26 protein-coding genes are annotated in these 26,162 nt (G+C 41.5%); 17 read left to right on the forward strand and 9 right to left on the reverse strand.

Annotated elements, in window-relative coordinates:
• The first annotated feature begins 17 nt into the window (after positions 1–17).
• A complete protein-coding gene (locus tag F7734_RS04845; protein WP_155743633.1) occupies positions 18–1,394 on the forward strand; it encodes a cytochrome P450 in 1,377 nt (458 codons plus the stop codon).
• A 98-nt stretch (positions 1,395–1,492) separates the two neighbouring features.
• Positions 1,493–2,566 carry an aromatic ring-hydroxylating dioxygenase subunit alpha gene (locus tag F7734_RS04850; RefSeq protein ID WP_155743634.1) on the forward strand — a complete coding sequence of 358 codons (1,074 nt, stop codon included), beginning with the start codon at positions 1,493–1,495 and terminating at the stop codon, positions 2,564–2,566.
• A gap of 118 nt (positions 2,567–2,684) precedes the next feature.
• On the opposite strand, the gene F7734_RS04855 is transcribed toward F7734_RS04850, so the two are convergent.
• Complete coding sequence (locus F7734_RS04855) at positions 2,685–3,536, reverse strand: methyltransferase domain-containing protein (protein WP_166481736.1); 852 nt, start codon at positions 3,534–3,536, stop codon at positions 2,685–2,687.
• A gap of 739 nt (positions 3,537–4,275) precedes the next feature.
• Between F7734_RS04855 and F7734_RS04860 the strand changes: the two genes are divergently transcribed.
• The 3 genes from F7734_RS04860 to F7734_RS04870 all read left to right on the forward strand — a co-directional run bounded on the left by F7734_RS04860 (position 4,276) and on the right by F7734_RS04870 (position 7,509).
• On the forward strand, positions 4,276–5,148 hold the full coding sequence (locus F7734_RS04860) for a methyltransferase domain-containing protein (protein WP_155743636.1): 873 nt from the start codon (positions 4,276–4,278) through the stop codon (positions 5,146–5,148).
• A 285-nt stretch (positions 5,149–5,433) separates the two neighbouring features.
• Positions 5,434–6,498, forward strand: coding sequence for an ACP S-malonyltransferase (gene fabD, locus F7734_RS04865; RefSeq protein ID WP_155743637.1), 1,065 nt, complete (start codon positions 5,434–5,436; stop codon positions 6,496–6,498).
• A 237-nt stretch (positions 6,499–6,735) separates the two neighbouring features.
• On the forward strand, positions 6,736–7,509 hold the full coding sequence (locus tag F7734_RS04870; RefSeq protein ID WP_155743638.1) for an alpha/beta fold hydrolase: 774 nt from the start codon (positions 6,736–6,738) through the stop codon (positions 7,507–7,509).
• 32 nt (positions 7,510–7,541) lie between these two features.
• On the opposite strand, the gene F7734_RS04875 is transcribed toward F7734_RS04870, so the two are convergent.
• Entirely contained in the window at positions 7,542–10,721 is a 3,180-nt protein-coding gene (locus tag F7734_RS04875; protein WP_155743639.1) for a DUF4394 domain-containing protein, read from the reverse strand.
• Positions 10,722–11,217: 496 nt separating this feature from the next.
• Here F7734_RS04875 and F7734_RS04880 point away from each other — a divergent pair, with 496 nt between their 5' ends.
• Positions 11,218–12,768 carry a S8 family peptidase gene (locus tag F7734_RS04880; protein ID WP_155743640.1) on the forward strand — a complete coding sequence of 517 codons (1,551 nt, stop codon included), beginning with the start codon at positions 11,218–11,220 and terminating at the stop codon, positions 12,766–12,768.
• An 89-nt stretch (positions 12,769–12,857) separates the two neighbouring features.
• On the opposite strand, the gene F7734_RS04885 is transcribed toward F7734_RS04880, so the two are convergent.
• The 3 genes from F7734_RS04885 to xth all read right to left on the reverse strand — a co-directional run bounded on the left by F7734_RS04885 (position 12,858) and on the right by xth (position 16,359).
• Positions 12,858–14,354: an HlyD family efflux transporter periplasmic adaptor subunit gene (locus F7734_RS04885; RefSeq protein WP_155743641.1), complete on the reverse strand. Its 1,497-nt coding sequence runs from the start codon at positions 14,352–14,354 to the stop codon at positions 12,858–12,860.
• Between the two features lie 124 nt (positions 14,355–14,478).
• Positions 14,479–15,354 (reverse strand): SDR family oxidoreductase, encoded by an 876-nt coding sequence (locus F7734_RS04890; protein ID WP_155743642.1) that lies wholly within the window; start codon positions 15,352–15,354, stop codon positions 14,479–14,481.
• 222 nt (positions 15,355–15,576) lie between these two features.
• The gene (gene xth, locus F7734_RS04895; RefSeq protein WP_155743643.1) at positions 15,577–16,359 is read right to left on the reverse strand and encodes an exodeoxyribonuclease III; all 783 of its coding nucleotides are present in this window, start codon (positions 16,357–16,359) and stop codon (positions 15,577–15,579) included.
• A gap of 397 nt (positions 16,360–16,756) precedes the next feature.
• Between xth and F7734_RS04900 the strand changes: the two genes are divergently transcribed.
• Positions 16,757–17,824 carry a glycosyltransferase family 4 protein gene (locus F7734_RS04900; RefSeq protein WP_155743644.1) on the forward strand — a complete coding sequence of 356 codons (1,068 nt, stop codon included), beginning with the start codon at positions 16,757–16,759 and terminating at the stop codon, positions 17,822–17,824.
• A 59-nt stretch (positions 17,825–17,883) separates the two neighbouring features.
• Complete coding sequence (locus F7734_RS04905) at positions 17,884–18,069, forward strand: hypothetical protein (protein WP_155743645.1); 186 nt, start codon at positions 17,884–17,886, stop codon at positions 18,067–18,069.
• A 669-nt stretch (positions 18,070–18,738) separates the two neighbouring features.
• Here F7734_RS04905 and F7734_RS04910 read toward each other — a convergent pair.
• Entirely contained in the window at positions 18,739–19,011 is a 273-nt protein-coding gene (locus tag F7734_RS04910) for a helix-turn-helix domain-containing protein (protein WP_155743646.1), read from the reverse strand.
• Positions 19,012–19,125: 114 nt separating this feature from the next.
• Positions 19,126–20,241 carry a histidine decarboxylase gene (locus F7734_RS04915; RefSeq protein WP_155743647.1) on the reverse strand — a complete coding sequence of 372 codons (1,116 nt, stop codon included), beginning with the start codon at positions 20,239–20,241 and terminating at the stop codon, positions 19,126–19,128.
• A 458-nt stretch (positions 20,242–20,699) separates the two neighbouring features.
• On the opposite strand from F7734_RS04915, the gene F7734_RS04920 reads away from it, so the two are divergent.
• The 3 genes from F7734_RS04920 (at position 20,700) to F7734_RS04930 (ending at position 22,399) form a co-directional block, all read left to right on the forward strand.
• Positions 20,700–21,242 (forward strand): GNAT family N-acetyltransferase, encoded by a 543-nt coding sequence (locus F7734_RS04920; RefSeq protein ID WP_155743648.1) that lies wholly within the window; start codon positions 20,700–20,702, stop codon positions 21,240–21,242.
• Positions 21,243–21,570: 328 nt separating this feature from the next.
• Positions 21,571–21,882 (forward strand): hypothetical protein, encoded by a 312-nt coding sequence (locus tag F7734_RS04925; protein WP_155743649.1) that lies wholly within the window; start codon positions 21,571–21,573, stop codon positions 21,880–21,882.
• A 10-nt stretch (positions 21,883–21,892) separates the two neighbouring features.
• The gene (locus F7734_RS04930; protein ID WP_155743650.1) at positions 21,893–22,399 is read left to right on the forward strand and encodes a GNAT family protein; all 507 of its coding nucleotides are present in this window, start codon (positions 21,893–21,895) and stop codon (positions 22,397–22,399) included.
• Between the two features lie 72 nt (positions 22,400–22,471).
• Here the strand turns inward: F7734_RS04930 and F7734_RS04935 are convergent, their stop codons facing one another.
• The gene (locus F7734_RS04935) at positions 22,472–22,678 is read right to left on the reverse strand and encodes a hypothetical protein (RefSeq protein WP_155743651.1); all 207 of its coding nucleotides are present in this window, start codon (positions 22,676–22,678) and stop codon (positions 22,472–22,474) included.
• 1 nt (position 22,679) lies between these two features.
• Positions 22,680–22,943, reverse strand: coding sequence for a hypothetical protein (locus F7734_RS04940; protein WP_207714020.1), 264 nt, complete (start codon positions 22,941–22,943; stop codon positions 22,680–22,682).
• Between the two features lie 219 nt (positions 22,944–23,162).
• Here F7734_RS04940 and F7734_RS04950 point away from each other — a divergent pair, with 219 nt between their 5' ends.
• The 6 genes from F7734_RS04950 (at position 23,163) to F7734_RS04975 (ending at position 26,089) form a co-directional block, all read left to right on the forward strand.
• On the forward strand, positions 23,163–23,543 hold the full coding sequence (locus tag F7734_RS04950) for a helix-turn-helix transcriptional regulator (protein WP_166481737.1): 381 nt from the start codon (positions 23,163–23,165) through the stop codon (positions 23,541–23,543).
• A gap of 136 nt (positions 23,544–23,679) precedes the next feature.
• Positions 23,680–23,868, forward strand: a complete 189-nt coding sequence (locus F7734_RS04955) for a hypothetical protein (RefSeq protein ID WP_155743653.1) — start codon at positions 23,680–23,682, stop codon at positions 23,866–23,868.
• Positions 23,865–24,059 (forward strand): hypothetical protein, encoded by a 195-nt coding sequence (locus F7734_RS04960; RefSeq protein ID WP_155743654.1) that lies wholly within the window; start codon positions 23,865–23,867, stop codon positions 24,057–24,059. The genes F7734_RS04955 and F7734_RS04960 overlap by 4 nt, the downstream gene beginning before the upstream one ends.
• Before the next feature lie 30 nt (positions 24,060–24,089).
• Positions 24,090–24,305, forward strand: a complete 216-nt coding sequence (locus F7734_RS04965; protein WP_155743655.1) for a hypothetical protein — start codon at positions 24,090–24,092, stop codon at positions 24,303–24,305.
• 14 nt (positions 24,306–24,319) lie between these two features.
• On the forward strand, positions 24,320–24,880 hold the full coding sequence (locus tag F7734_RS04970) for a pyridoxamine 5'-phosphate oxidase family protein (RefSeq protein WP_155743656.1): 561 nt from the start codon (positions 24,320–24,322) through the stop codon (positions 24,878–24,880).
• Positions 24,881–25,039: 159 nt separating this feature from the next.
• Positions 25,040–26,089, forward strand: a complete 1,050-nt coding sequence (locus F7734_RS04975) for a hypothetical protein (RefSeq protein ID WP_155743657.1) — start codon at positions 25,040–25,042, stop codon at positions 26,087–26,089.
• The last annotated feature ends 73 nt before the right edge of the window (positions 26,090–26,162 follow it).

The following is a 26,162-nucleotide window of genomic DNA, read 5'->3' on the forward strand; positions in this document are numbered from 1 at the left end:
ATACACAGTAACCAAATATGACTGCCGTCAAGACATTTTTTAACGAAAATCAATTACCCGATGGGCCAAAAGCTGCTCCATTCTTTCAATTGCTTGATTGGATTGCTCGACCTTTTGAATATCTAGACGAATGCACCGATAAATACGGCGATCTCTTTACTTTAAGGCTATTAGGATTTTCTCCACTTGTATTTATAACCAATCCTCAAGGGATTAAAGAGATTTTCAACCTTGATGGTCAATATTTTGATGCCGCACATACGAACAAAAATGGGGGTGGTCGTCTTATCATGGGCGATAATTCCTTAATCTTAATGGATGGAGCTCGTCACGAAAGGGAACGTAAATTACTGATGCCACCTTTTCATGGAGAGAAAGTAAAATCCTATGCCAAGTCAATCTGTGAAATAACTGAAAAAGTAGCTTCTCTTTGGAAGATCGACCGACCTTTTCTGGCTAGAGATATCGCTCAAGAAATTACCCTCAAGGTAATTATGCAGGTACTATTTGGATTCAGTGAAGGGGAGAAGTGCGAACGACTTAGCTCCCTGATAGCTCATTGGTTACACATGACCTCTTCTCCATTGCGATTGAGTTTTATATTCTTGAAACCTCTGCAAGTAGACTTAGGACCTTGGAGCCCTTGGGGCAACTTTATCAGAACCAAACAAAAAATCCACGACTTATTCCAAGTGGAAATAGACGATAAACGAACTCATCCTGAAAAACTTGGCAATGATATCCTCAGTTTAATGCTATCTGCAACTGACTCAGAGGGTCAGTCAATGAGTGACGAGCAGTTAAAAGATGAACTCATTACCTTGTTATCTGCTGGACATGAAACAACTGCTAATGGTCTAGCTTGGGGTTTTTACTGGCTTGCAAAAAATCCCTCAGTAAAAGAAAAACTATCACAAGAAATCGATAGTTTAGGCAAAAATCCCGATCCTATTGAAATATCTCGTCTTCCCTATTTAACGGCTGTTTGTCAAGAAATATTACGGCTTTATCCCGTAGTACAAGTTGCCTTGGCGAGATTTGCAAAACAAGATATAGAAATCATGGGTCGCTGTTTTAAAGCAGGAACAACATTTATTCCCAGCATTTATTCAGTTCATCGTCGAGAAGATTTGTATCCGAATTCCAAACAATTCCAACCAGAAAGATTTTTGGAGCGGCAATATACTGCTTATGAATTTCTTCCTTTTGGTGGGGGCGTGCGGATGTGTTTGGGTCACGCTTTGGCTATGCTAGAAATGAAACTGGTAATAGCTACGATCGTATCTAAATACAACTTAGAATTAGCTGATGATAAACCTATCAAACCAATACGTCGCAGCGCTACGATCTCACCCTCAAATGGAGTTCCTTTAGTTGTGACTGGTTTGCGCTAATTTGTCATATCATGTCCGGTTAATGACCCATAATGTAGAGACTGACATATCAGTCTAAACAGAGTTGTGCAAATTTTTATTGTAGTTCATTGTGTCTTATGGTCAGCGAATTTAAAAAAACCTCAGAGAGAAAGCTAACGCGATCGGAAACAGGAGTCGAAAAAAATCCGCTAAATCTGACCGCCAGTTGGTACGTCGCTATGCCCACTAAAGAATTGGGGAAAAAGCCAAAAGCCATTGAGTTATTCGGTCAATCCTTAGTCGCTTGGCGAGATGAGAAGGGTAACCCAGTCATCATGGATCGTTTCTGTTCGCATATGGGCGCTAGTCTGGCGATTGGGGAGATAAAAGAAGGTTGTCTTCAATGTCCGTTTCATCACTGGCGGTATGACAATTCTGGAAAATGTGTTTCCATCCCTGAGATAGACAGTATTCCCCCAACTGCTCGTCAGGCAATTTACATAACAGAAGAAAGATATGGTTACATTTGGATCTGGTATGGTACCCAGACTCCTCTGTTCCCCATGCCTGAGTTTCCAGTTGCTGACGACAAGCAGCATTATATGCCTCTTTACTTTACGTTCAACACCAAAACGACGGTACTACGGATACTAGAGAATGCGTATGATTATCGTCATAGCGTCACAGTACATAAGGTGCCCGTGACCTATACTGAAGTCACTCTGCTTGATGAACTTCCTTTAGCTGGAGATGAGCAAAATCAGCCACGTAGTAAAAACGAAGTTTGGTGCAGGATTTTGATAGAAAGCAAGCTTGAGACGTATGGTGGTCTAATGGGTTCATTGGCAAGGGCTTTGGGGCTTCATGTTGAAACCGTGATGGGGCGAGTAGATAGCTGGCCTAGTGGACATTTATGTTCATATTTTACCAATGGCAAAGAAGCGTTTTGGATGCTACAGGGAATCACTCCAGTAGGTGAAAACAATACAACCGGACATATGTTGTTCGTGGTAAAGAAAACTGGCTCTTTATTAGTGGATATAATTTTTCGTGCAGTTTTTAGTCGGCAAAACAAAAATGTTTTTGTAGAGGATTTACCTATTTGGAACACTCTAAGCGATGACAAGGGAGGAGCTTATGTCAAACACGACCGACCTATGTTGAAGCTCAGAGAATTTTATCAAAGTTGGGTCGATAAGGTTGAGATTTAGTGGTACAAATTGACTACAAAAATGGGGAGGGAGAGGCTGCCGTTAGCAACCTTTCTCTCCTTTGATAATTATTATTTTTATTAGGTGTATACTTTATTTTCTGGAAGTCCTTTAACTTCTAAGAACGAACTCTTTTTTTTGCCTTTACCAATATATACCCAAGATTCTCACACACACTCTCAAATACTTGGAGCCAACCGTCGATCGCTTCCCTCTGAACGTATTGCAGAATTTCGGTTTCATACTGTTTGAAACCAGCTTTAACCTTAGGAACCATAAAAGGCATCATAGATTCGGTTACGTCATCAATTTCAATCAAGTCAAACCCGGCTTCATCCAATAGTCCTGGATAATCTTCCTTTGGAAGATGGTCTGAATGCAGTTGTTCTTTAGCAAACGTCTTGAATTCTTCAGCAGTGTTTGGTCCTGTTATGAAGTCCGCGATGAGTAGTGTTGCCCCTGGTTTCAAGATTCGAGAAGCTTCTCGTAGGGCTTCGCGATGTCCCATGTGATAAATAGTTTCTAAAAACCAGCCTCCGTCATAGGTTGCGTCGTCGCATGGTATTGCCAACGCATTGCTCTGGATGAAGCGAACGCGATCGGACATAGCAGCTTCCTCAGCTAGCTCCCTCGCTCTATCGTATTGGTACTTGCTAATTGTAATTCCATCAACGAAACATTCTTTCGCTTTTGCAATCTGTATGGCTGGGATACCTACACCGCATCCAAGATCGCAGAAACGTTCCCCCGGACGGATCTCTGACTTATCGATCATAATTTGAGTCAGGCGATCGGCTGCTTCACTAAGACTGGCATTAGGATTATTTTTATCCCAGTAGCCAAAATGTAACTGGTTGTCAAAAATGAGATACAAACCTAGTTCTCCGGTTGCATCGTACATTTCTGCTACCTTTTCTGGTTTAAGACTACTCATGGTTGCTTCATTTTCCTCTAGATCTAACTTACTCACTGAGCCTCCCATAGCCTATAAACATGATTCAGATTCTATGATGGTGTTGATAAAACATCGTTACGTACAATACACTATGTAACAATATTTTACTAACAGCATTATAAACTGTATTGACTCTCTATATGGGTTCCAAAAAATATCACCTCTATAGTCAAGGCTGCCGCTAGGGGGCTTATCCAGGAGAATTGAGATGCTAAGACCATATTTACTCTATACGCATTGAGAACGTAAAGGTATATATCCTTTGATTTTTAAAATTATTTTTTGGAATTTCCTAAAACCGAATCATTAAATATATAATGTAAGCATCTTCTGATGACACAGTATGTGTGGAGTCAAGCATTCACAAATCTACATAAAGACGTAATACCAAACATGATTATTTTCTAGGAATGTTGGCAGAAGTTGAAGCTTGGAGGCTAGAACCATTTACGAACTTGAGTACGAGACACTCGGTTAGACTAACTGTTTCGAGTTCTTCCCGATTTATTGCCTTGAGAATATTAGGGGGAATATCAAATATCCGAGGCTCACTTTACAATTTACCTCATTCTTTTGGCTCAATTTTTGGTATCGTCGATTTAGGTATGCAAGTCTTGTTGAGGTCATCGGGCCTCTCTTGAGTGATATCTACGCTCTAAGATTTCATGTTAAATTTGCTAAACCAATTTTTTCAAGTGCCTAGAAGTTAAACATTGCATTGTTGCATCAGTAAGATAAGTTAATTAGGAGAAAAATGAGTAATTATACACCAGAAAAAGTAGCACAGATGTACGATGCTCTCGAAGATCAAGGAGAGACTGCTGTCCTTATCGATCAGTATCATTTGGGCTATTGGGACGAGACAAATGCGAATGGAAGTCTTACCGAAGCTGCAGATCGTCTCACTGAAGTTATGATTGGCAAGGTAAGCATTCAGCCAGGGGAACGCTTTTGCGATCTTGGCTGTGGGGTTGGTGCCCCAGCAATACAGCTTGCAAAAGCGACAGGATGTTTCATTGATGGAATTACGATAAGTGAATCTCAATACGAAAAAGCACAGCAATTAGCCGCAAAAGCAGGTCTATCTGAGCAGGTACACTTCATCCTAGGTGATGCCTTGAATATGCCCTGCGAAGACGCAACCTATGACGGAGGCTGGTTTTTTGAATCAATTTTTCATATGGGTCATCGCAAAGCCCTTCAAGAAGCTTCTCGAATCTTGAAGCCGGGAGCAATCTTAGTTATTGCAGACGTTCCAGCACGACCTACTATGACCGAAGAATTCAAAAAGCTTTGCGAAGAACAGAGCCATTCGTTTGTGATCCCGAAAGAAGACTATCCAGAAGTGTTGGATGCGGCTGGTTTTGACTTGATTGAAATTGAGGACGTGACCGACTTCGTGATGACTCCTCTTGTACCTAAGATGAGACTTGCGTGCCAACAGTATGAATCCGAATTCTTACAATACGTCCAGAGCCCACAGATGCAAGATTGGCTCCGGTCATACCAAAATAGGCGTGGTATGGAATATATTGAGAGTGAAGCGATCGAGTATTGGATTCAAATGCTCCAGGAGATGTGTGACAACCTTGGGTATGCGCTGGTAACTGCTCAAAAAAGAGCGTAAATGCTGATTTAGAACTTAGCATATCTCCCAATAGGATTCGGTTAACATTTAATACCAATTTTTTATAAAGATACATAGAAAGAACCCCACAGCCTATGGCACCTCCCCTTATAAAGGGGAGGAAAATAAATTTCCTGTTTCCCCCCTTTATAAGGGGGGATTAAGGGGGGTAAAAAGAGATGTCACAGATGGTGGAGTTTTTTCTATGCATCTTCATCTGAAAACGGTATAAATTCTTTAGGCTTCTCAAAGAAGCCTACCTGAAAAAATAACAAAAGGATAGCTATGATCGCTTATATGTTTCCAGGCCAAGGCTCTCAGATGAGAGGAATGGGAGCAAATTTCTTTAGTAAATTTCCTGAACTGACACAAAAAGCTGATTCAATTTTAGGGTATTCAATTGAAGATCTTTGTTTGAACGATCCGCAAAAAGAGTTGAATCAAACTCAATTTACCCAACCCGCTCTTTATGTTGTAAATGCCCTCTCCTATCGGAGCAAAATCCAAGAGACTGGTAAAAAGCCCGACTTTGTGATAGGACACAGCTTGGGAGAATATAATGCTTTGGAAGCTTCAGGCGCAATTACTTTTGAAGATGGACTAAAGCTGGTTCAAAAAAGAGGGATACTAATGAGCCAAGCTCCTCCAGGGGGAATGGCAGCTGTTATTGGTGTAAATGGAGAACAAGTTGAAAAACTTTTGAAAAAATATGGTTTTGATACTATAGATGTGGCTAACTTTAACTCTCCAGAGCAAGTAGTTATCTCCGGTTTAAGAGAGGATATTGCTAAGGCAAGTGACATTTTTCAAGAGGCAGGTACAAAATACATCGTTTTAAATACAAGTGGTGCCTTTCACTCTCGTTATATGGAGTCTTCAAAAGTCCAGTTTGAACAGTTTCTTAAAGGTTTTTCCTTTTCTAAACTTCAAATTCCAGTAATTTCCAATGTCACCGCACGACCCTACATCCAAAGTGAAATCGCTGAAAATCTAGCTAAGCAAATAACCCATTCAATCAAATGGAATGACAGCATACGTTACCTCTTGGCTCAGGGTGAGGTCGAGTTTCAGGAAATGGGAGTTGGGACCGTTTTGACTAAGTTAATAACTTATATTAAAACTAAGGAAAAGCCGCTTGAAATTAAAAAAACGTCTAATAATTGGACTGTCCGGGAAAAAGTAGACCGATGGAATTTAACCCACCCGATTGGTTCAAAGGTTTTTGTAGATGGATATGAAAGCCCATTGGAAACTAGAACAGAAGCCATAGTTCTGTTTGGGCATCGAGCTGCCATCTACATGAAAGGATACAATGGGTATTTTGCGCTTGATGAGGTAACTCCAGCGTAATTTCACAGTCAAATTTAGATACACCACCACAACAAGTAATTTTTAGTTATGGAAAGTTTGGGAAACCCTATCTTTGCCAAAGCATTAACTATACAGCAAATTTCAACCTGGTGAGGTACAAAAATTACCCCCCTCTGTCCCCCCTTACAAAGGGGGGATGAAAGGGGGGAGTGTACCTCATGAGACTGAGAAAGGCTATAAGAATTTCAAGACTTGTAATATTCAAAAATTAATCTAATGGCACTTACCAAATATCGAAAGTTAGCAGGAGGAAGAATTGGATTGAGGCAACTGCGTCAATCAGAGCATTTGCAATCAATTCAGTTACTCTGTTTCCCATACGTGGGGGGAAATTCTTTAGCATTTAATCCATTAGCCAGATACTTACCTAATAATTGGGATTTATGGGCTGTCGATCCTCCAGGACATGGAGGAGCAAAAGGTATTGTGATTGAAAACTTAGAAGAATTGATTATGGAATACATTTATCATATTCCTTGGGATGAATTTGATTGTATAGTTCTTTTCGGACATAGTTTGGGTGGTTATATAGTACACGCGCTAGCAACAGAATTACCAAAATACCGGGAGGCTTCACTGTTGTGTGCGATAATTTGTGCAACTAAACCTTACCATAAACGCTCTAAATTAGAATTATACTCCCGTTTGGACGATGCAGCACTTTTGCAAAAGTTAGTAAATCTAGGTGGGATTCCTACGGATACTGCAAATAATGCAGAAATTTTTGAATTTTTTAAGGAAGTTATCCGTTCTGACTTTCGTCTTTTTGAAACCTGTAACCCACCAGAAAATTTGCTGACATTACCGATGCTAGCATTAGGGAGTTTAGAAGACACGTTTTGTCCATTTCCGCATATATATGACTGGCAGCTATATGTTAAAAACTGCGAAGTAGATTGTTTACCAGGGAATCATTTTTGCTTGCAAACGCATCCTTTAGAATTGTGCAATCGTATTGTTTCTTTTGTCAATTGTATTGCTAAGAGTTAATTTTACCGTATTCTCTCAATAACGGCTATGACTTAAATAGTCACACGCATAATGACATCATTAAAGTCCTTATCTCCACCACCTCGTAAATCCTCAAAGCCGAACGTATTGTCACCGAGAAAGCGAATATGATCGACGCGATCGGAATTTGCTCCTAAATAGGCAAAATATACCTCATCCAACTTTTCACCGTTAAGAACTTGGTTCACTGAGCCATTTGCAATTAGGAAAGGAGCAAAAATAGAGCCACCTGCAAACTGTCCTGAGACGGTCGCTGTTTGTTGGTTTCCTACACTGAAGTCAATTCCTGTGACACGATTACTTACCGCAGCTTGAGCATAACCTGTGTTACCTGGTAGGATATCTGCAGTACCATCACCATTGGTATCAATTCCACCATTCTGGTCTACCACGCGGTAAAATCCTACAAAATTGTCGAAGGCTGCTTCACGATTAACCGTAAATGAAGTATTGACTTGTCCTGTGAGAGAGCTAAAATCTAGCACCTCGCTCTGTCCTTGTCCGTGCAATGCAGTTCCTGCTGATGTACCTTGGCTAGCTAGATTAACCTGTAGCACTACATCATTAAAGTCATTACTACCAGTGTTGGGACTATCTTCAAAGCCAAAGGTGAAATTACTGGCAGTCGTATTAGAAATACGTACCGAAGTCTGGTTACTAAAAAAGACATTGTTCCTAGAAATCTGTCCTGCTCGCAATTCATCAAGACTACCGTTTTGAATCAAGAAAGTCGAAAAACGTGCATTAGACCCAAAATCTAGAGTGCTTGATAATCCACCAGCGCCAAAGCCATTTGGATTGTTATTGAGTGTGGAGAAGATGGTACGGGAACGAGCGATCGCAGCATCAAGATAGCCTGTAGCATTAGGGGCAATGCCATTGATTGTACCCAAATCGTCATCAACCGTGAAAGCAACAATCTCATTGACAAAAGTATTCTTTTGACTGGATAAAGAAAACTGTACAAAATTTTGAACGTTGTTAGTAGTAGAGATAATAGCACTACCGTTGGCAGCAAAATTAGCCGCGATTGTGCCAACAGTATTGCCAACAGTCTCGCTCACAACAGTACTGCCAACAGTACTGCCAACAGTATTGCCAACAGTATTGCCAACAGTCTCGTTAACAACAGTATTGCCAACAGTACTGCCAACAGTATTGCCAACAGTCTCGCTAACAACAGTGTCATTATCACTGATGTTAAGGGTAGCAGTGTCCTGAGAAGCTAAAACAGCTCCATTCGTCGGATTACTCAAAACCAGTGAAACTGTCTCGTTGTTTTCAATCAGGTTGTCATCAGTAATATTTAAGGTAGCAGAGGCAGTTGTTTGACCATCAGCAAAAGTTACAGTTATAGGATCGGCAGTGTAGTCAGTACTTGCAGTGGCTGTTCCACCTGTAGCAGCCACACTAACAGTGAATTCACCTCTCGAACCACCTGTACGAACTAAATTGAGCGCGATCGCACTGCCATTCTCATCAACGGTATAGGTAGGCGTGCCAAATGCTACTGCGCCAATAGGAGCTTCACCAACCGTCAAACCAGCCAAACTTGTTGCACCTGTACCGATGGGACTCAAAAAGGTAGCAGCCCCCGTACTGAGTTCGATAGCATACAAATTAGTCACATCCCCAACTCTTAATGCTGCTAGCGCCCGTCCGGATGCTGCTGCATTTGATGCTTGTACCCGTGAATTTGACGGAATATCGAAACCGCTGACTTCAGTAAAGTCTAGTGGAGTACTGTTAAGAGTCACTGGTAATTGAACTGTTTGCGTGCCATTATTAGGCGGGTTCTGAATAAACAGGCTGTTGCTAGTTGCATCTAGCGTGTATTGAGTTGTGGCTGTGGTTCCATTGAAACTGTTGGTGTAGGCAGTGCCAGAAATCCCAACGGAACCGATGGGAAGCCCATTAACTGAACCATCAGCGTTAATACCGTCTAATCCGGTATTTCCATCAACAGCAACACCTGTAATTGGATTGAGGCGGAAGTTCAACCCAGTACCTGTGACGACACGGATGCGATCAACTGTTGGATTAAAATCAAAACCAAAACCAGTGTCAGCAGAGGGTAGATCCACAAGGTTACCAACAGCATCAACAAAAGCAATTTGCCCTGCTCCCTCACCCACGATTGTTACTGTTCCAGTTTGAGGATCGATCGAGTACAAACTACCTGTGTTAGCTGCATCGTTAATTCCCAGCCCGTATAATTGCCCAGTCGCTGGACGTAGGTCAATGCCTACTAGGGTCTCACCTGCGGCTACACCAGTAACAGGGGCGGAGGTCACTGTTTGAGCACTGGCGCTATTGAAGCGAAGAAGTTGAGTACCGTCTACAGTCAATCCAATCGCGGGTAAGCCGTCAGGAACTACTTCATTTTCGAGTGCAAACCCTTGAATTGGCTCTGTACCAGCACCAACGGTTCCAACCAATGTCGCCGCACCAGTAGAGAGTTCTAGAGCGTAAAGTCCAGTTTGACCGCCAACCGTGAGAACGGCAAATGCTTGTCCTGTTGCTGAAGTATTTGATGCTGAGACATTAACACTTGATGGAATATCAAAGCCATTGACGCTAGTAAAGTCCAGAGGACTGCCATTAAGAGTCACTACCAATGGTGATGTTTGGGTACCATTGTTAAGAGGATTCCGAATGACTAATGTATTAGTGGCTGAATCCAGTGTGTATTGAGTCGTTGCTGTAACGTTGGGAGCGCTGTTTGTGTATGCTGTAGCATCAGTTGTAGTGGTACCGCCACCGCTCGAATCATCAGGATTGATATCCGCCACAAGCACGTTGCTGTCAATGGCTGCTCCAGTGTTTGGGTTAACGCGAAAGTTTAGTCCATTTGAAGTAACGATGCGGAGGCGATCGACAGTTGGGTTAAAATCTACTTCAAAGCTGGAACCTGTAATTGCAACAGAATTGCCTGTATCATCAACAAGTTGTCCCAATGTCCCGATAGCAACAGCAGATCCAGTTTGGGTACTGATGGCATAAAGTTGGGCATTACCCATACCATCACTAGCGATTCCGTAGAGTTTGCCGTTTTGGGGACGGAGGTCAATACCTACTAAATTCTGACCTGCAGCGAGTCCAGTAATAGGGATGCCAGCGTTAGGATTATCAGGGTTAGAAGTATCAAAGGAGACGATTCTGTTGTTACTAAGAACATAAGCTGTTGTCATGTTTTTATCTCTCTATCAAGGTTAAGGATAATTGCACAAAATCTGTGTTATTCAGAACGAGAATTTACTCATAAACCAAAAGTAAAATAAGTTACTCGGTTTACTAGAAAAAATACTCTTATTCCTTATTCAAAGAGTTCTTAATATTTCTGGATAAACACTGAGTAAATAAAAATACTTGAAAAAATGTGCGGTCAATGCGCTCGCGTGCGTACCGCAATCCCATTAGCATTTCATGAATTCACGAATGCTAGAAAATACAAAACCTTTTTAAAAATAATATTTGTCAAATAATTATCTTTTTTTTATTTGATTAAATAGTAATTTCTACATAAGTGAGTAAATAGGTTGAATTAAATAATAAGATGCAGTGCGAATCCAAAAGCCAGCAAGAAGCTCGCAATACTGCTCTTGATGGATTAATTACGCCTACCTACTTGAAGACATAAATTTGCATGAAAAGCTCTCGATAGATTTGAGTGAGGAGAAAATACTGATGCCCCATGATATTACGAGTAACAGTTTATCTTCCGATAAAGGGCTAACTATTTCTTCTGTCTCCTCAGTAAATTGCTTTGATTCTAACGATAACTATGACTTAAACCTTAACAGTCGCAGTCGCCGTCATTCGAGAATAGAAAATTTAGAAGCAAGTACAAGCTCTGTAACAACCGACAGTATGGCAGCTAACAACCAATTTAGCTCTACTTCTGGTTATGGTTCGATTAATGCAGCCTTAGGAGTCGCTCAAGCTATCGGTCAGGATACCTTTGCTGATGTTGCCGATCTTGGAGGTAACAATTGGGGAGCTGATTTTGTGAAAGCTCCAGAAGTGTGGGCAAAAGGGTATACAGGTCAAGGTGCTGTTGTTGCTGTTTTAGATACTGGAGTCGATCGCAATCACAATGACTTACAAACAAATATTTGGACAAATAGCAAAGAAATTGCCGACAATGGCATAGATGACGACAACAATGGTTATATAGATGATGCCCATGGATGGAACTTTGACGGTGATAATAAAGATACTTTAGATATCAACGGTCATGGCACTCATGTGTCTGGCACTATTGCAGGAGCAAACAATAATGTTGGAGTGACGGGTATTGCTTATGATGCCAAAATTATGCCAGTGAAAGTATTGAATGACTCTGGTGCAGGTTCCTACAGTGCGATCGCTAATGGAATTTACTATGCCGTCAACAATGGTGCTAACGTCATCAATCTGAGTTTAAGTGGGAGTACTGGTAATTTTCTTGTGGAGTTAGCCCTTGATTATGCCAGCCGCCAGGGCGTCATCGTGGTTATGGCAGCAGGGAACGAAAGCGATTCACAACCTGCCTATCCCGCCCGTTACGCAGAAAAATACGGAATTGCTGTTGGGGCAGTAGATAAGGATAACAATATAGCAGACTTCTCCAACAAAGCAGGAAGCAATACCCTCACTTACGTAACTGCACCTGGTGTTAATATTTACTCTACAATTCCAGACAATGGCTATACTTTTTACAATGGCACATCTATGGCAACGCCTCATGTTGCAGGTGTTGTTGCTCTTATGCTCAGCGCTAACAAAAACTTAACCGATGCTCAAGTCCGTCAAATTGTCTCACAAACCTCAAGCAACAGTACACAAGCAGCGACTTTAAATCTATCTAACTTTGTTACACAAAGCAATTGGACATCTTCTAGCTTCCGTATCAAGCAATATGAAGATGGCTTTAGTAAAACAGAAGAACTAGCTTTCTTGCCTATTCCAGAAATCGGTAGTTGGACAGGTGAAATTCCTACCTTATCAAATCAGTTGAAGAGTGCTAAGGATCTGCAAGAGTCTGCTTTTAGTCTCCAAGCTAAAATCAAGAACAATGAGACATCTGGAAATGCTGTTCTTCGCTCACAAGAATTTAGGAGTGGAAATACTTTCAATATCGCCAGCTATAGCCTAAGCAATAATGATAAGGATAGAAAAGAAAAGGATGAAGGTACAGGTGATATTGAGAAGATTTTGGCAGAACTTGAAAAAATAATCGAGCAATATTTTTCTTGAAAATAGGGACTGGGGATAAGGGGGACAAGGGGGACAAGGGGGACAAGGGGGACAAGGGAGAAACTAACAATCCCCAATCCCCAATCGTATTACCTAACAGAAAAAGCCTCGCTAAATCGACGAGTAATTGGCTCCATAATAAAAGTCAAAACTGACTTTTTACGAGTTACAATTTCCCCAGAAGCTGTCATCCCTGGAGTAAATGCAACCTCTTGACCCCTTACCATAACTGCGTGTTTGCTCAACTTAATTCTTGTAGGAAAAACTAAACCCATTTCCTTATCAACAATGGCATTGGGACTAACTTGTACCACTGTACCATCAATTGTGCCAAATTCTTGGAAAGGAAAAGTTGCCATCTTAACTTTTGCTTTCATTCCCTCACGAATAAAACCAATGTCGCGATTGAGGACTTTTACTTCCAAAAGAAGTTCTTCTCCTTCAGGTAAAATTGACAGCAATTCTTCACCTGCTTGAACAGGTCCTTTAGTTGCTTTGACTCTGTAAACAGTACCGGAAACAGGGGCTTTTATGGTTTCCATATCTTTTTGTTTCTTCGCTCGATCGAGCTCACCTTGAACAGTGGTCAATTCTTCTTGACGCTTATTAATTTGAGTTAAAATTTCACTCTGGCGTTCTGAAGCTAATTTTTCTGCTTGAGAACGTGCAGCTTGATATGCCTGTTCGGCTTGACGGATTTCTTGGGCTTGAGCATCAATATCTTTTTCTAAAGATTTGACTTTATCTTGCGCCTCTATGACTCTATTTTGAGCGTTTGTAATTTCGTCACTAGCCCTAGTAATTTCCGCATTTGCACGATTGAGTCTTTCTTGTGCGTCTAAGTAATCAACTCTGGGTATCGCACCAGGAGTGACTAAAGTTTTCAGACTTTGTTCTCTTTGCTTGGCAATAGTCAAACTATTTTCAACTTTAGCACGGAGATTTTGAGCGTTAGCAAGGTTAGTTCTGGCATTGGCAAAGCTAGTTCTCGCGTTCACCAAATTTTCTTGCAATCGAGTTAATCTGACTTTAGCTTGATCCATTCGGGCTAACTGACGCTTTGCTTCTGCTTCAGCAGCAGCAAGACTTGCTTGAAAATCTCGCAAACGCGAATTTAACAGTTCATCTTGGAGTTGCGTTCCCGCAGTTTTAGCTCCAGTGCGTTCTGCATCTAAACGTCGCAAATCCTCCTGAATCAGCTTGGTTGATTGCGCTAGACGAGCAACATCAACTTGTTGATAATCGGGATCGCGTTGAATCAAGATTTGCTCTTTGACAACACGATCGCCTTCTTTGACGTTAACTGTAAGAATCGATCCATTGCCCAAAGCTGTTACGGGACGAACTTGTGCAGAGGCAATTAACTCGCCCGGTGCTGTCGCCACTTCATCAATTTGGGAAAAGTTTGTCCATGAGATCGCTCCAAATACGACGGCGCTAATTGTTCCCGCTAACAATCTAGTATATAAAGGTGGCAATTCCTGAACTGCCTTACCTAGTTCATAAGAAAGTTGTTCGTCTGGTTTGGCAAAACGCTGTTTTGTTTTACGTGCTTGCGCTGCACTTGCTACTAGGGAATATTTCATAAAAAGTTAGTTGTTAGTTGTTAGTTGTTAGTTGTTAGTTGTTAGTTGTTAGTTGTTGGTGGTTGGTGGTTGGTGGTTGGTGGTTCTACTAACCACTAACGACTAACCACTAACCATTTACCAATTAAACCGCCAAATATCGGCGTAGGAAGTTTTCTAGTGTTTCCAATTGAAAATTGAAAATTGCTTCTACTTTAGCAATCTCCTCATGTTTACAGAAAAATTCATTTGCTAGTAACGTGCGGAAAGTACCCAAACTTTTCTGTGCTTGGGGATTAAATAAGCCAAATCCCCCGCGTACCACATCCACTAGAAACAGTGGTGGATTGATAACCACTGGTTCTTTATTAAATACGCGACTAAAAATTTTGGGAATATCCTCTCGCAGTAAAATAGATGGACCTCCAACGGCAAAAATTTGATTGCGAGCAGCTTCCAATGTTACAGAATCAACCACGATCCTAGCCAAATCATCTGTACTGACAATAGAGGTACGATTTTTAGGGTCACCCACGAGCAGGTATAACCCTGTTTCTCGAAACCTTTCTGCTGATGGCAGCAAATCCGATGCTAATCCAGCTGGACGTAAAATAGTGTAGTTTAAACCACTAGTTTCCAGGTATTTTTCTACTGCTCGTTTGGCTTTGAACACGGGAGCATCTTCGTAACCCCGATCTGCTCCCAAAACGGAAATGAACACAAAGTGTTGCACTCCATTTGCTTTTGCCCGATCGATCAGTTCAATATTAGCGCGGTAGTCTAAGGATAGGGCATCACCATCAGAACCGTGAGCGCTAATAATATACCGAACGTCTTGACAAGCTTTTTGGATATCTTGCTGTTGGCGCAAATCCCCAATAAAAATATTTGCTCCTCTGTGTTCTAACTCACCGTAACGTGAAGTGAGGCGAACAAACGCCCGCACGTGATTTTCCTGTTCCCGCAAAAGTCGCACGACTCTGCGACCTATTCCTCCTGTAGCTCCAGTAACTAGAAACATAGGATTTTGGATTTTAGATTTTGGATTTTGGATTGGGTCATGAACACTTGGTATTGTAAGTTGAGCTATTTCCGATCGCCCACATCCCTCTATGCAATAGACATTTCCACAATAATCTAAAATTCGACATCTGAAATCCACGCATCCAAAATCTAAAATCCAAAATCTAAAATCCAAAATCTAAAATCCAAAATCTAAAATCCAAAATCTAAAATCCAAAATCTAAAATTCCACAACGACTGGCGCGTGATCGCTGGGTTGAGTTAATTTTCTGGGAGTGACATCAATAGAGCAGCTTTGAGCACGCTCGTATAAGTCTGGTGTGAGATAGTGATGGTCGATTCGCCAACCCAGGTTACGCCGAAAAGCAGCAGCGCGATAATCCCACCAACTATAATGCCCGCTTTCAAGTGTAAATTTCCGAAAAACATCACTGAATCCCAGTGATAAAACATCTCGTAGGGCTTGTCGCTCTGGAACGGATGCCATAATATGATTTATTGCGATCGCACTGTCATAAATATCCCTATCTTCTAAAGCGATATTAAAGTCGCCACACATACAAATATTGGGTGAAGACACCAGAAGCGATTTTAAATACTCGCGCAGCACTGTTAGCCAGCGCAGTTTGTAATCGTATTTTTCGCTTCCGACAGAGGAGCCATTTGGTACATAAAGATTAACAATTCTTATATTATCTATTGTACCTGCAATTATCCGTTTTTGTTCGTCCCATCCTGGTTCTAAATTTGACAAAACATCATAAAAACTATTGCTGATATCCTTGAGTGGTTGGGAACTTGCGATCGCAACACCGTTGTACGATTTTTGTCCTGATGTGTAAAGGTGATAGCCTAATTCCTCAAAAAGGGCACGCGGAAATTCAGTATCAACAACTTTAGTCTCTTGTATGCAGAGGACATCAACCCGATGTTGGCTCAACCAATCGATAACATGCCCTATGCGAGTGCGAATCGAGTTGACATTCCAAGTAGCAACTTTCATTTTTTTACAGTGGGTTATCAGTAGTCAGTGGTCATTAGTCAATAGTTAATAGTCACCAATCAACGGTCATTGGTCAAGAGTTAGCGGTCAGCAAAAATTATTGATCCCGTCTGGGAATTTAGTATGATTGGTTACAAAACTTTAGTGTTTTAATGATCCCCAGGGTAGATGATAGCGATGTGCGATCGGCAGTATATTAATAGTGTAGTTGCTAACTAATGATGACTGCTCTGGAGTAACTTGCTGGTAACTATTTCTAGGTACGGTTAACCGAAATTGCACTCTTGCAAAATAATTGGGTTAACTTAAAATTCAGATAGGTAAGTATAAATGCTTTACCTGAAGAGAAACCAATCATAGTTACAGGCTAGTACAAGCTACTGAACTAAAAAAACCTATGAAAATCGCTCAAGTAGCCCCCTTGTGGGAACGAGTTCCACCTCCAACATACGGAGGAATTGAACTAGTTGTGAGTCGTTTGACTGATGAACTCGTAAGACGGGGTCATGATGTCACGCTGTTTGCATCTGGCGATTCGCAAACGTTGGCTAAGTTAGAAGCAGTCTATCCTCGTGCGTTGCGCTTAGACCCAAATGTCAAAGAGTATGCAGTGTACGAAATGCTAGAACTCAGCCAAGTCTACCAGCTAGCATCGGAATTCGACATAATTCACTCCCACGTAGGGATATCGGCATTACCTTTGGCGAGTTTAGTGTCAACGCCCACAGTACATACCCTGCACGGCAGGTTTACACAGGACAATCGACACGTTTATTCTCATCACCAGAAGCAACCTTACGTCAGCATTAGTAACGCGCAACGTCAAATAGACCTGAATTATGCAGGCACGGTTTATAACGGGATTAATCCAGAAGATTATCCTTTTGTAGCCAAACACGAAGAACCACCATATCTCGCATTCTTGGGACGCTTTTCTCCAGAAAAGGGACCGCAACACGCGATCGCCATTGCCAAACGAACGGGCTGGCGTTTGAAGATGGCAGGAAAAGTAGACGTAGTAGACTCTAAGTTTTTTGAACAAGAAATTGCCCCCCAAATAGATGGTCAGCAAATTCAGTATTTAGGTGAAATTAACCATGCTGAGAAAGTTGAACTTCTGGGTAATGCTGCTATTACTCTCTTCCCCATTACTTGGCAAGAACCTTTTGGTCTAGTGATGATTGAATCAATGGCAACTGGTACACCAGTTATTGCCATCGATATGGGTTCTGTATCAGAAGTTGTTGCCAATGGTGTGTCAGGTTTTGTGTGCCAAAGCTACGAAGAAATGGCAGCAATGATTCCCGCCGCATTGGAATTAAATCGTCAAACTTGCCGAGAATATATAGAAAGCAGGTTTAGCGTTATCCAAATGGTTGATGGATATGAAGCGGTCTATACCAAAATTATCAAAGATCGCATCAATACCAATGGTCGAATTCATTCCGCCAAAATTCAATTTTAATCAACAGTTTTTAACACCATTTATATCAAAATTTCTTTAATAAGAAGGAGGACATAAATATGAGTATGCGATCCAACAGTTGTCCCTGTTGCGGTGATTGCCTCTTGCGTCATGTCCGTCATGGTGAAGTTTACTGGTTCTGTAAAACATGTTGGCAAGAAGTACCCTTATTAACAGTCAATCGTTTATCCAAAGTAGAAGGAAGAAATTTCGGCGTTGTAACTAAGGTGGGGGCTAGGGATTAGGGACTAGGGATTGGGAAAAAATTAGTTCGTAGTAGCGCTTAAGCGCAGGCATCGCAACTACAAACCAGTGATGATTATTTGCACTTAGATTTTTGTAGGGTTGGCACTGCCAACCCTATTAATTTACCCACTTAAGGGGGATGACCGAATAATTCGTAATTCGTAATTCGTAATTCGTAATTGAAAATTCACCAATTATGAATTTAATTAATAATTAATGAGATTGAGGGTAAAAGCCCCCAACGCCCAGATTATGAAAAATCAAAAAATGCGTTGCATCCTCAATTAGGCCCCTCGAAACTTCCGTGGGGTAATAATTACGAATTACGAATTGGAGCGCAGCGACTTGACATTGGTACGAGAACATCACAAACATGAAAAACAGCGAAACCCAACAATCAAAGATGATTTTGACCAATTGTCAAAAGAACAATTCGTCTCCAAGTGCATAAGCGAATGTAAGTGCCACAGATGGAACTACTATCGATTCCTCATGGCTTAACCTCATGTGGGCTGTAGTATGAGAAAATTGAAACGAGCACAAATTGTGTAAGCCAATGGCAGATATGCTCGTCAAACTTTACAATTTACCTGATGCCAGTCCTTACCTACAGAAACTGCGAGAACAATCTTTGTACGTTCGTCAGGCGCATCCGGGAGAGAAACGTATTATTTCCGAGTGGGTATTGCAACTTTTTGCAACCAATACTTCGATAACAAAGCCTGCCCTTCCTCACCCAAGTTTTGCACCATGCCTTCAATGAGCTTAAATGCCATTGGAGAAGGCTTTGAGCGCCCGTTTTCCCAACGGTTGATTGTTGGAAATGTAACACCTAAGCTGGCAGCAAATTGCTCTTGAGTTAAACCAGTCAAAAGGCGCAGTTCCCGGATAAACTTACTTATTTCCGGTTGGTTAAGTGCTAGTGGTTTTTTAATATTCATTTGTTAAGAACTTACCAATCAGCAGGGTAAGCGATCTATCGAGTTTTTACTCACCGAATGCGATCGCATTTGGTGAGAATTTTTACTAACAAACGGAAGGCATTCAGTCACAATTTAAACTACAAGACAATAAGGATTCTTAATTTCAGCCTCTTGTAAAAACTGTGACAGCACTGGACGAGTATGGTTCTGCATGACTACAATGTGTGCAATCTTTCCATAGCAAGCCAACTGCCATCGCTTGACAATCAACTCAACAGGACGCTGAAAAACAACTGTAGTGGAAAAAGGATTGAGAAGCGCAAATTGATCGGTAGCGACAATTTGATTGTAAAGATACTCGGCGTTTTGGAGACATTGAGCGACTTCGAGAGCAAACATATGTTGCCGCCTTTGAATGGCATCCCAAAGAATCACTGGTGTTAATCCATTCCTGCTACCTGTAATTGTTGTATCAGTTGAACCAAGATATTCCACATCGGATGATTTTACTTGATGCTTGCGAGCTAAAACAATTCCACAAGGAACGGGAGAACCTATGAATTTATGACCGCTAACCGCTACCGAACCAATAGGATATTTACTAAAATCTATATTGATAGCGCCTTCTATAAAAGGAACGAGCATTCCTCCTAATGCTCCATCTACATGGATATGAAAATCAGTTATTTTCAATTCTTCAAGAATCTGGATGACTTTACTTAGATCGTCTACGGCACCTGTGACTGTAGTCCCTACATTTACATTGATAATTGCAGGAGAATTTCGATTATTTATAAGTGCTTGGCGCAAAGACGAATATTCTATTTCACCATGATTTTGAGATTGAACCTCCACGAAAGGTATGCGAAACATTTTGGCAGCTTTCGCTACTGAATAGTGGCAATCTTGAGAGCCATAAAGAATTCCATTTGGGTATAGCTCGCGTCCCAAAAGGATACCGTATAGATTTCCTTCAGTTCCGCAGGATGTTATGTATCCCCACGTATCATCTATAGGTAAATGATAAAGATTGGCAAAAAATTGAATGACTTCGCGCTCAAAATCTTTAGTATTTAACCCATAATTTCCTTCTACATATGGATCGCCTAAATTATTCAGCATATACTCCAAAAGCGGTAAGATTTTCTGGTAGTCAATTTGAAGATTATAGGGATAACCAGCATGAAATTTTGTACGGTGTTCGAGACGCTCTAACAGAGCATCAATGGACAAACAAGAATCAGGCATATTTTTGATTTACCTAAATTTAAAAACTGTACAAACAACTCGGTCAAGCGCCAAGGTTTTTCATATTAATTTGTCAAGAACTTACCAGTCAGTAGGGTAAGTTATATATCGAGTTTTATATTAACTGCTACATTTTAACCGTGTCATCGCTCGGAATACACGCAACTCACACCAAAGCCACTCTTTCCGCTTTTTGTATCAAGCATCTTTTTCAAAACTTTATAATTAGTGGTTTAAGATAGCTGCTGCAAAAAGTTATCTCACTGTTGACTCAGTACAGCAAGGGTTGTGTACGCAAATCATCGTGTAACAATTCATCAACAGGCTCTTGTCCTCAATATGCAAACAAGATGACTTTCCCCCAGAACTAAATGGAAGTGCAATCTGCCGGTATGCTGTAGCAAAGCGATCGCCCTTATAATGTCTGTTCGACAAAACACTACCAGTAGGACTTTGACATGACCCAGGTTAACGAAAAGATTTTACAAATTGATAGTTTTATCATGCGACCAGTCCAAATATCTGACGTGGATGTACTTACAGCAATTTGGTCAGATCCTGCAGTCACTCAATTTCTTCCAAGTCGCGGTGCTTGTATCCCACGAGAAAGTGTGGAAACGGTGCTCATCTCCTTCATCGAACACTGGAATATTTATGGCTACGGGGTTTGGGCTATTGAGGAAAATTCGTCCTCACAAACCATCGGTTATTGCGGTCTTCGCTACCTAAATGAAATCAATGATATTGAAGTTCTTTACGGTTTAGCTAAAGATTACTGGGGCAGGGGGATTGCAACAAAAGCAGCAAAAGCAGCAATTGACTTTGGATTTAGCAAGTCTGGATTGAAGCGGATTATTGCCCTTGCACTACCAGAAAATTGCGCTTCCATTCGAGTTATGGAAAAAGCTGGCTTTCAGTATGAGAAAACAATCCACTGCTTTGGTCTAGATGCAGTATGCTACGCCATCTATCAAGAAGAAATTACTGAAGATAAGTGTTAAATCTTGTTGCTGGCGATCGCCTTAATTCGCGATATGAATGTCGCAGTTAGAGCCGAAGCGATCGCAAACTGTTGAAAAATCTGTTTTGCAGTCAGCTCGTGAAATTAGGCTTCCATCCCTTGACAAATTTTGAATTCTAGTTACAAAAAAATTCAGTACAACTAGTAAAAAAACATTCCAATTCTTTTTAAGATTTTTATCACCCCTTGGGGTACTGTGGGTACAATATTGATTTTTTTATCTTAAAAAAGTGTTGATAAAATAATTCTTATTCACTTAGCTCGAACTTTCAGCAAATCTCAGACTAAGTCATAGGTATGGTAAGACAATGACAGAGTTACACAACGAAGATTCAATTATGTACGTGTCGCGAATGGATGCTTGCCTCAATCGTTGGTTCGCGACCTATGAGGATGCGAGGGCTTCTCTAGACTCGATTGGCGGGTATCTGTTTCCCTACAAAGGACAATACTTTATCACAGAAAGCGAAGCGATTCGGGAACTAGGACTCGATCCCGAAGATCCGGACTGGGCAAAAATTGGCTGGGACTGGGTGAGACCACTAGATACTCAAGCTTGGCAGCGCCTCAAAGAAAAACGGCTCTTTAGCAATTCAATCTCTACATCTGATAAAACTTGATGTCTCGGTCATGACTCATGAAGTCACACTTGTACCCTTTAGGTCGGACGACGCAGCCCTACTCTCGCAGTGGCTATCAGCACCACACGTGGCACAATGGTATCCCGAACCACAAGAACACCTTGACTGGGCTTTATGCCCACCCGTTGGGGGTGAACGGGGGATAATCGCGGTAAATGGTGCTAGAGTTGGCTACCTGCGTTGGCAGGCTGTTTCCCGCGAGATACTAGACTCCGTTGGATTGAAGGAAATACCTGCAAACTCGGTTGATATCGACATTTTGATTGGTGAAGTCAGCTACGTAGGACGGGGCATCGGACCACAAGCCTTGCAGCTACTCATAAAGCGTCTGCGCGAAGACACTTCTATTCCTCTGCTAGGACTCACCACCTCCATCCACAATCATGCGGCACAACGAGCGTACCGCAAAGCAGGCTTTAGGGATTTGCGAGAGTACGATCCACCGGGCTACGGTAGGTGTCTCCTTATGGTCATGAGCTTGAGCCACGAGGTCTAACCTGAAGCAGATCCCAGTGTTTCCCCAGAACTAGAATGGAGTGCGATAAGCCGAAGCGTAATCGCAACCGGATTAGCATTCAGATTGTCTGCTTTTTTGTTTGAACTTACGTATTGAAGCTGCACTAACAACCACAAAAGCCAGCAAACCTAAGGTATAAGAAGGTTCTGGCACGCGACGTATAATAAGAGGTCCTGCAGTAATGGAGATATTACCACCAGTACTCAATGCTGGATTGGAAGGGCTAGCGCTAAGTGAGGTATTTTCATTGATTGTCAATCTATCTGCTCAAGTACTTCCGGTCTTCATTCTTCCAACCGTACTCGTTGAGCAGCTTTTTATACTCTTTTTTGGATAAGTGCTCTTTTTGTTGGGCAAGCATTATGGCGTGGGTCAGGATGTTTTGGGTTGCAAGATCGAGTCCATCAAAGGAATCTTCAGGAGTTTCCGGCGCTATGGCGTTGGCTTGGGCTTCAACGTATTGGTTGAGTTCTCGTTGAGCAATGATTTGTTCGTTTGACGCAAGAGCTTGATTTTGTGGCATGATAAGTAATGTTTATAGGTTTTTGTGGAAGGCGATCGCTCATTCCGTTAAGAAGTACGCGATCGCCTTCTATTTTGGAAAAAACTAACTACAAGTTAAACTTTGATTTATTAAATCAAATTGGCTTGTATACATTTGATTATATACGTGTTTAAATAGAAGACACAAACCGATTTATGAATTAATCTTTGAGAAAGTACATTGTAGGTGTTGATTTATATGATTCAGACATTGATTAGATGGAGACTCAAAGAAGTAATGGCTAGGTACGACATCAAAGGCAAAGACCTAGCCAAGAAGCTAGATATCAGCACCAACGCGATGTCTGCTCTTAGAAGGGCGAAGACCATGCCCCGGTTAGACGGTACGGCATTAAACTTGTTATGCAATGCTCTTAACGAGCTAGCACAAGACTTGGATAAATCAATTACACCAGGCGATTTACTGGATTACGCACTCGATCCCATTCATCCACCGGAAGCAGACAGGGTGTTTAGCTTGGCAAAACGACGTAAAGCCAACCGACAGCAAGCACCAAAAGACGAAGATTCAGATACTCCCAGCTTAAAACTTGTCACAGATGATTCAAGCGTTGCATAAGAGAATAAGGGGACAATAATTCGATGGAGACTTCGGTTACTCAAGATACTAGCACCTCCCAAGAATCACTTAACTTCAAAGGACTAATGAAATCTAGTACACAACTTGTATCGTTAGCGACCGGTGAGGAGTTAGCTTGATTCTCATCATACGGACTCGCGTCACTCCCGAACAAATGGAACAGATGCTGGAGGAATTGAAGTTTTACATTAAATTAGCAGTCGAGGCACGAGTGACGCGGGTGGAATTACCAATAAGGATTTGGCGCTGGCTCGAAAAGCAAACGAGTTGGCTCAGTAATTTTACGTGCGATCGCTCGAAGTGAAAGAGAGAGTTCGCTTGCCTGTTGGCACCCCAAACCGATTGGTTGATACCAAAATGGTCTTTGCAACTCCTATGTCCGCAGACCGCGATAAGCCGGGTACGGCGGCGCTGCCATGCGATCGCACTCGTTCTGCCATATCAGCCCAAAGTTTTTGCTTTCAGGCACTGAAAACCAACTCAAAAAATGTATAATGAAGCCTTTGCTTTTACAAAACCACAATCATGAAGCAGAGCATCATAAAAATTTCGACACCAGCACCAAAAGTTCAAGGCGAGCTCGGTTTACCTGAAGCTGACCAAACAAGCTTACCAGAAGAATTACTTGAACCAGAATCTATAGATATGCACCAACCAGTGCCAAGAAACTATACCGTTAGTTCGGGCGGTTGGAAAGCATCGGATATTTTGAGAGAAATGAGATTGGACAGTTTTGAGTAACGTATCTTTAATGTATGGAAAGCGCCACCGAAAGTAATAAATGGGTTAATACAATTGATTCTAAAAGCCCTGATGCGATCGCAAAAGCTCAACGCATTATTGCTAATAACATTTACTGCACGCTCTCAACTTGCTCTGTGGATGGTATCCCTTGGGCATCACCCGTCTTTTTTGCCTATGATGACAACTTGAACATTTACTGGTCTTCAGCTATAGCATCCAATCATTCACAAAATATCTACCAAAATAACGGACGCTTAGCAGTTGCCATCTTTAATTCCAGCGTTTTAGAAGGCACGGGTGAAGGACTGTATTTCTACGGTACTGCCTCAGAACTGGGTCCGGAACGTACTCCCCAAGTGATGCAACTGCTCCTACATCGCACTGGCAAGCAACTCATAAGGACACCAGAAGATTACTTAAATGAGTCACCTCGGCGCATCTACCAATTTCAACCGCAATCGGCTTGGGTGACGGGCGATCGCTTACCAGTTGGCAGCCCGAACCGATTGGTTGATACCAAGATTCAGATAAATGTAGCTGATTTACAATTGGCGTTTCATAACCAAAATTGAGTTTTTGTATAATAATAAACTGTGGGAAACACACAAAAAAGTGATGTTAGAGAGATTGCAGTGCTCAAAGAGCGATCGCCACTGTAGCGCTTGTGAAGTGCTATTCGATTATCAGTCACAGCCAGCCAACCTGTAGAAAACATATTAAGACGAGAAGAAATGAAATCTAGATTGACTTTCTGCATTTTTTGTCTGAGTATCTCTTTACTCGCGGGTTTATCTACTATCTTTACAAAGAGCAAAGTACTTGCTCAAACCGAGCAAATTGTTCAGATTAATGTCAAGATAGTTGACGGAAACCCCAGAGGGAATCTTAAAGCGCCACGTTCCTTTGGTTGGAAAAATCCTTGGTTTTGGGATGCTGCTTTCCCTAGAATAAGTTTTGTCAATCCCGATCTTGGTATTACTGTCATCGACACTAACTCTAACTATTTCTGTAAAAGTCCGGTTACGGGGTTTAAGCTAGAGGATACACTGGCCTGTGTTTTTACAGGAGTTCAGATTGTTAATGGCACTGCTCGTCTTGCAATAATCGATTATGATGTTCTTGAGCACGATCTTATTGGTTCGGGAACGTGTGGAGTTGGGCAAACTTGTAGAATTGGACAAGCTGAAGTAACCGTAATACAAGTCCCTTGTGGGGACAGAGAAATCCAGGTTAATTATCCATCCGAACCAGAATACATACAGGCATATAATGGAAGATTATCGGGCTATCACCGCTATCCTTCAGAAGGAAAGAAGATAGAAAGTAGGATATGTTCCACAAGTTTGCCGGGATGTACGAGACAATCGGTATTTGAAACCATGTTAAGTCAGGTGAGATTTATTGCACCCACAACCGCAACAGATCCAGTCGAGAACTGCAAGATTACTAATCTTAACATTCCGTTGGTTCCGGCGGGAGATGACCCGATTTTAACAATTATTGATAATGGTACGTTCTCTATAAAAAACTACACGAGAGCCGCTCATGCACTCCACTCTGGTGTTGTAACTAGAACGGTTCTTGAGATCTCCGGGTTTGTATACGTTAATACTTTTGGAGAAGGTTATGGGCTTTTTCCTACTGCCAATAATTTACTTGCTACCGATCTGTGGCAAGATGTAGATGCTGGTTTAGTTAAAGCCATGCAAGAAAAATTAGATGGGAAACAGAATCTTTTTAAAGAGCCAACACTTTGGGGGTACGATCGTCAACTTTTTTAGCCGAGCTTTTTTAGAATTCCCAACTCTAACAAATACTGTATCGAGCGAATTTACAGAGATTTTAAAACAAAAT

The organism is Scytonema sp. UIC 10036 (genome assembly GCF_009725235.1).

Coding starts and splice junctions, on each gene's coding strand:
- F7734_RS04845 (WP_155743633.1), top strand. CDS start 18: ATGACTGCCGTCAAGACATTTTTTAACGAAAATCAATTACCCGATGGG.
- F7734_RS04850 (WP_155743634.1), top strand. CDS start 1,493: ATGGTCAGCGAATTTAAAAAAACCTCAGAGAGAAAGCTAACGCGATCG.
- F7734_RS04860 (WP_155743636.1), top strand. CDS start 4,276: ATGAGTAATTATACACCAGAAAAAGTAGCACAGATGTACGATGCTCTC.
- fabD (WP_155743637.1), top strand. CDS start 5,434: ATGATCGCTTATATGTTTCCAGGCCAAGGCTCTCAGATGAGAGGAATG.
- F7734_RS04870 (WP_155743638.1), top strand. CDS start 6,736: ATGGCACTTACCAAATATCGAAAGTTAGCAGGAGGAAGAATTGGATTG.
- F7734_RS04875 (WP_155743639.1), bottom strand. CDS start 10,721: ATGACAACAGCTTATGTTCTTAGTAACAACAGAATCGTCTCCTTTGAT.
- F7734_RS04880 (WP_155743640.1), top strand. CDS start 11,218: ATGCCCCATGATATTACGAGTAACAGTTTATCTTCCGATAAAGGGCTA.
- F7734_RS04885 (WP_155743641.1), bottom strand. CDS start 14,354: ATGAAATATTCCCTAGTAGCAAGTGCAGCGCAAGCACGTAAAACAAAA.
- F7734_RS04890 (WP_155743642.1), bottom strand. CDS start 15,354: ATGTTTCTAGTTACTGGAGCTACAGGAGGAATAGGTCGCAGAGTCGTG.
- xth (WP_155743643.1), bottom strand. CDS start 16,359: ATGAAAGTTGCTACTTGGAATGTCAACTCGATTCGCACTCGCATAGGG.
- F7734_RS04900 (WP_155743644.1), top strand. CDS start 16,757: ATGAAAATCGCTCAAGTAGCCCCCTTGTGGGAACGAGTTCCACCTCCA.
- F7734_RS04905 (WP_155743645.1), top strand. CDS start 17,884: ATGAGTATGCGATCCAACAGTTGTCCCTGTTGCGGTGATTGCCTCTTG.
- F7734_RS04910 (WP_155743646.1), bottom strand. CDS start 19,011: ATGAATATTAAAAAACCACTAGCACTTAACCAACCGGAAATAAGTAAG.
- F7734_RS04915 (WP_155743647.1), bottom strand. CDS start 20,241: ATGCCTGATTCTTGTTTGTCCATTGATGCTCTGTTAGAGCGTCTCGAA.
- F7734_RS04920 (WP_155743648.1), top strand. CDS start 20,700: ATGACCCAGGTTAACGAAAAGATTTTACAAATTGATAGTTTTATCATG.
- F7734_RS04925 (WP_155743649.1), top strand. CDS start 21,571: ATGACAGAGTTACACAACGAAGATTCAATTATGTACGTGTCGCGAATG.
- F7734_RS04930 (WP_155743650.1), top strand. CDS start 21,893: ATGACTCATGAAGTCACACTTGTACCCTTTAGGTCGGACGACGCAGCC.
- F7734_RS04940 (WP_207714020.1), bottom strand. CDS start 22,943: ATGCCACAAAATCAAGCTCTTGCGTCAAACGAACAAATCATTGCTCAA.
- F7734_RS04950 (WP_166481737.1), top strand. CDS start 23,163: ATGATTCAGACATTGATTAGATGGAGACTCAAAGAAGTAATGGCTAGG.
- F7734_RS04965 (WP_155743655.1), top strand. CDS start 24,090: ATGAAGCAGAGCATCATAAAAATTTCGACACCAGCACCAAAAGTTCAA.
- F7734_RS04970 (WP_155743656.1), top strand. CDS start 24,320: ATGGAAAGCGCCACCGAAAGTAATAAATGGGTTAATACAATTGATTCT.
- F7734_RS04975 (WP_155743657.1), top strand. CDS start 25,040: ATGAAATCTAGATTGACTTTCTGCATTTTTTGTCTGAGTATCTCTTTA.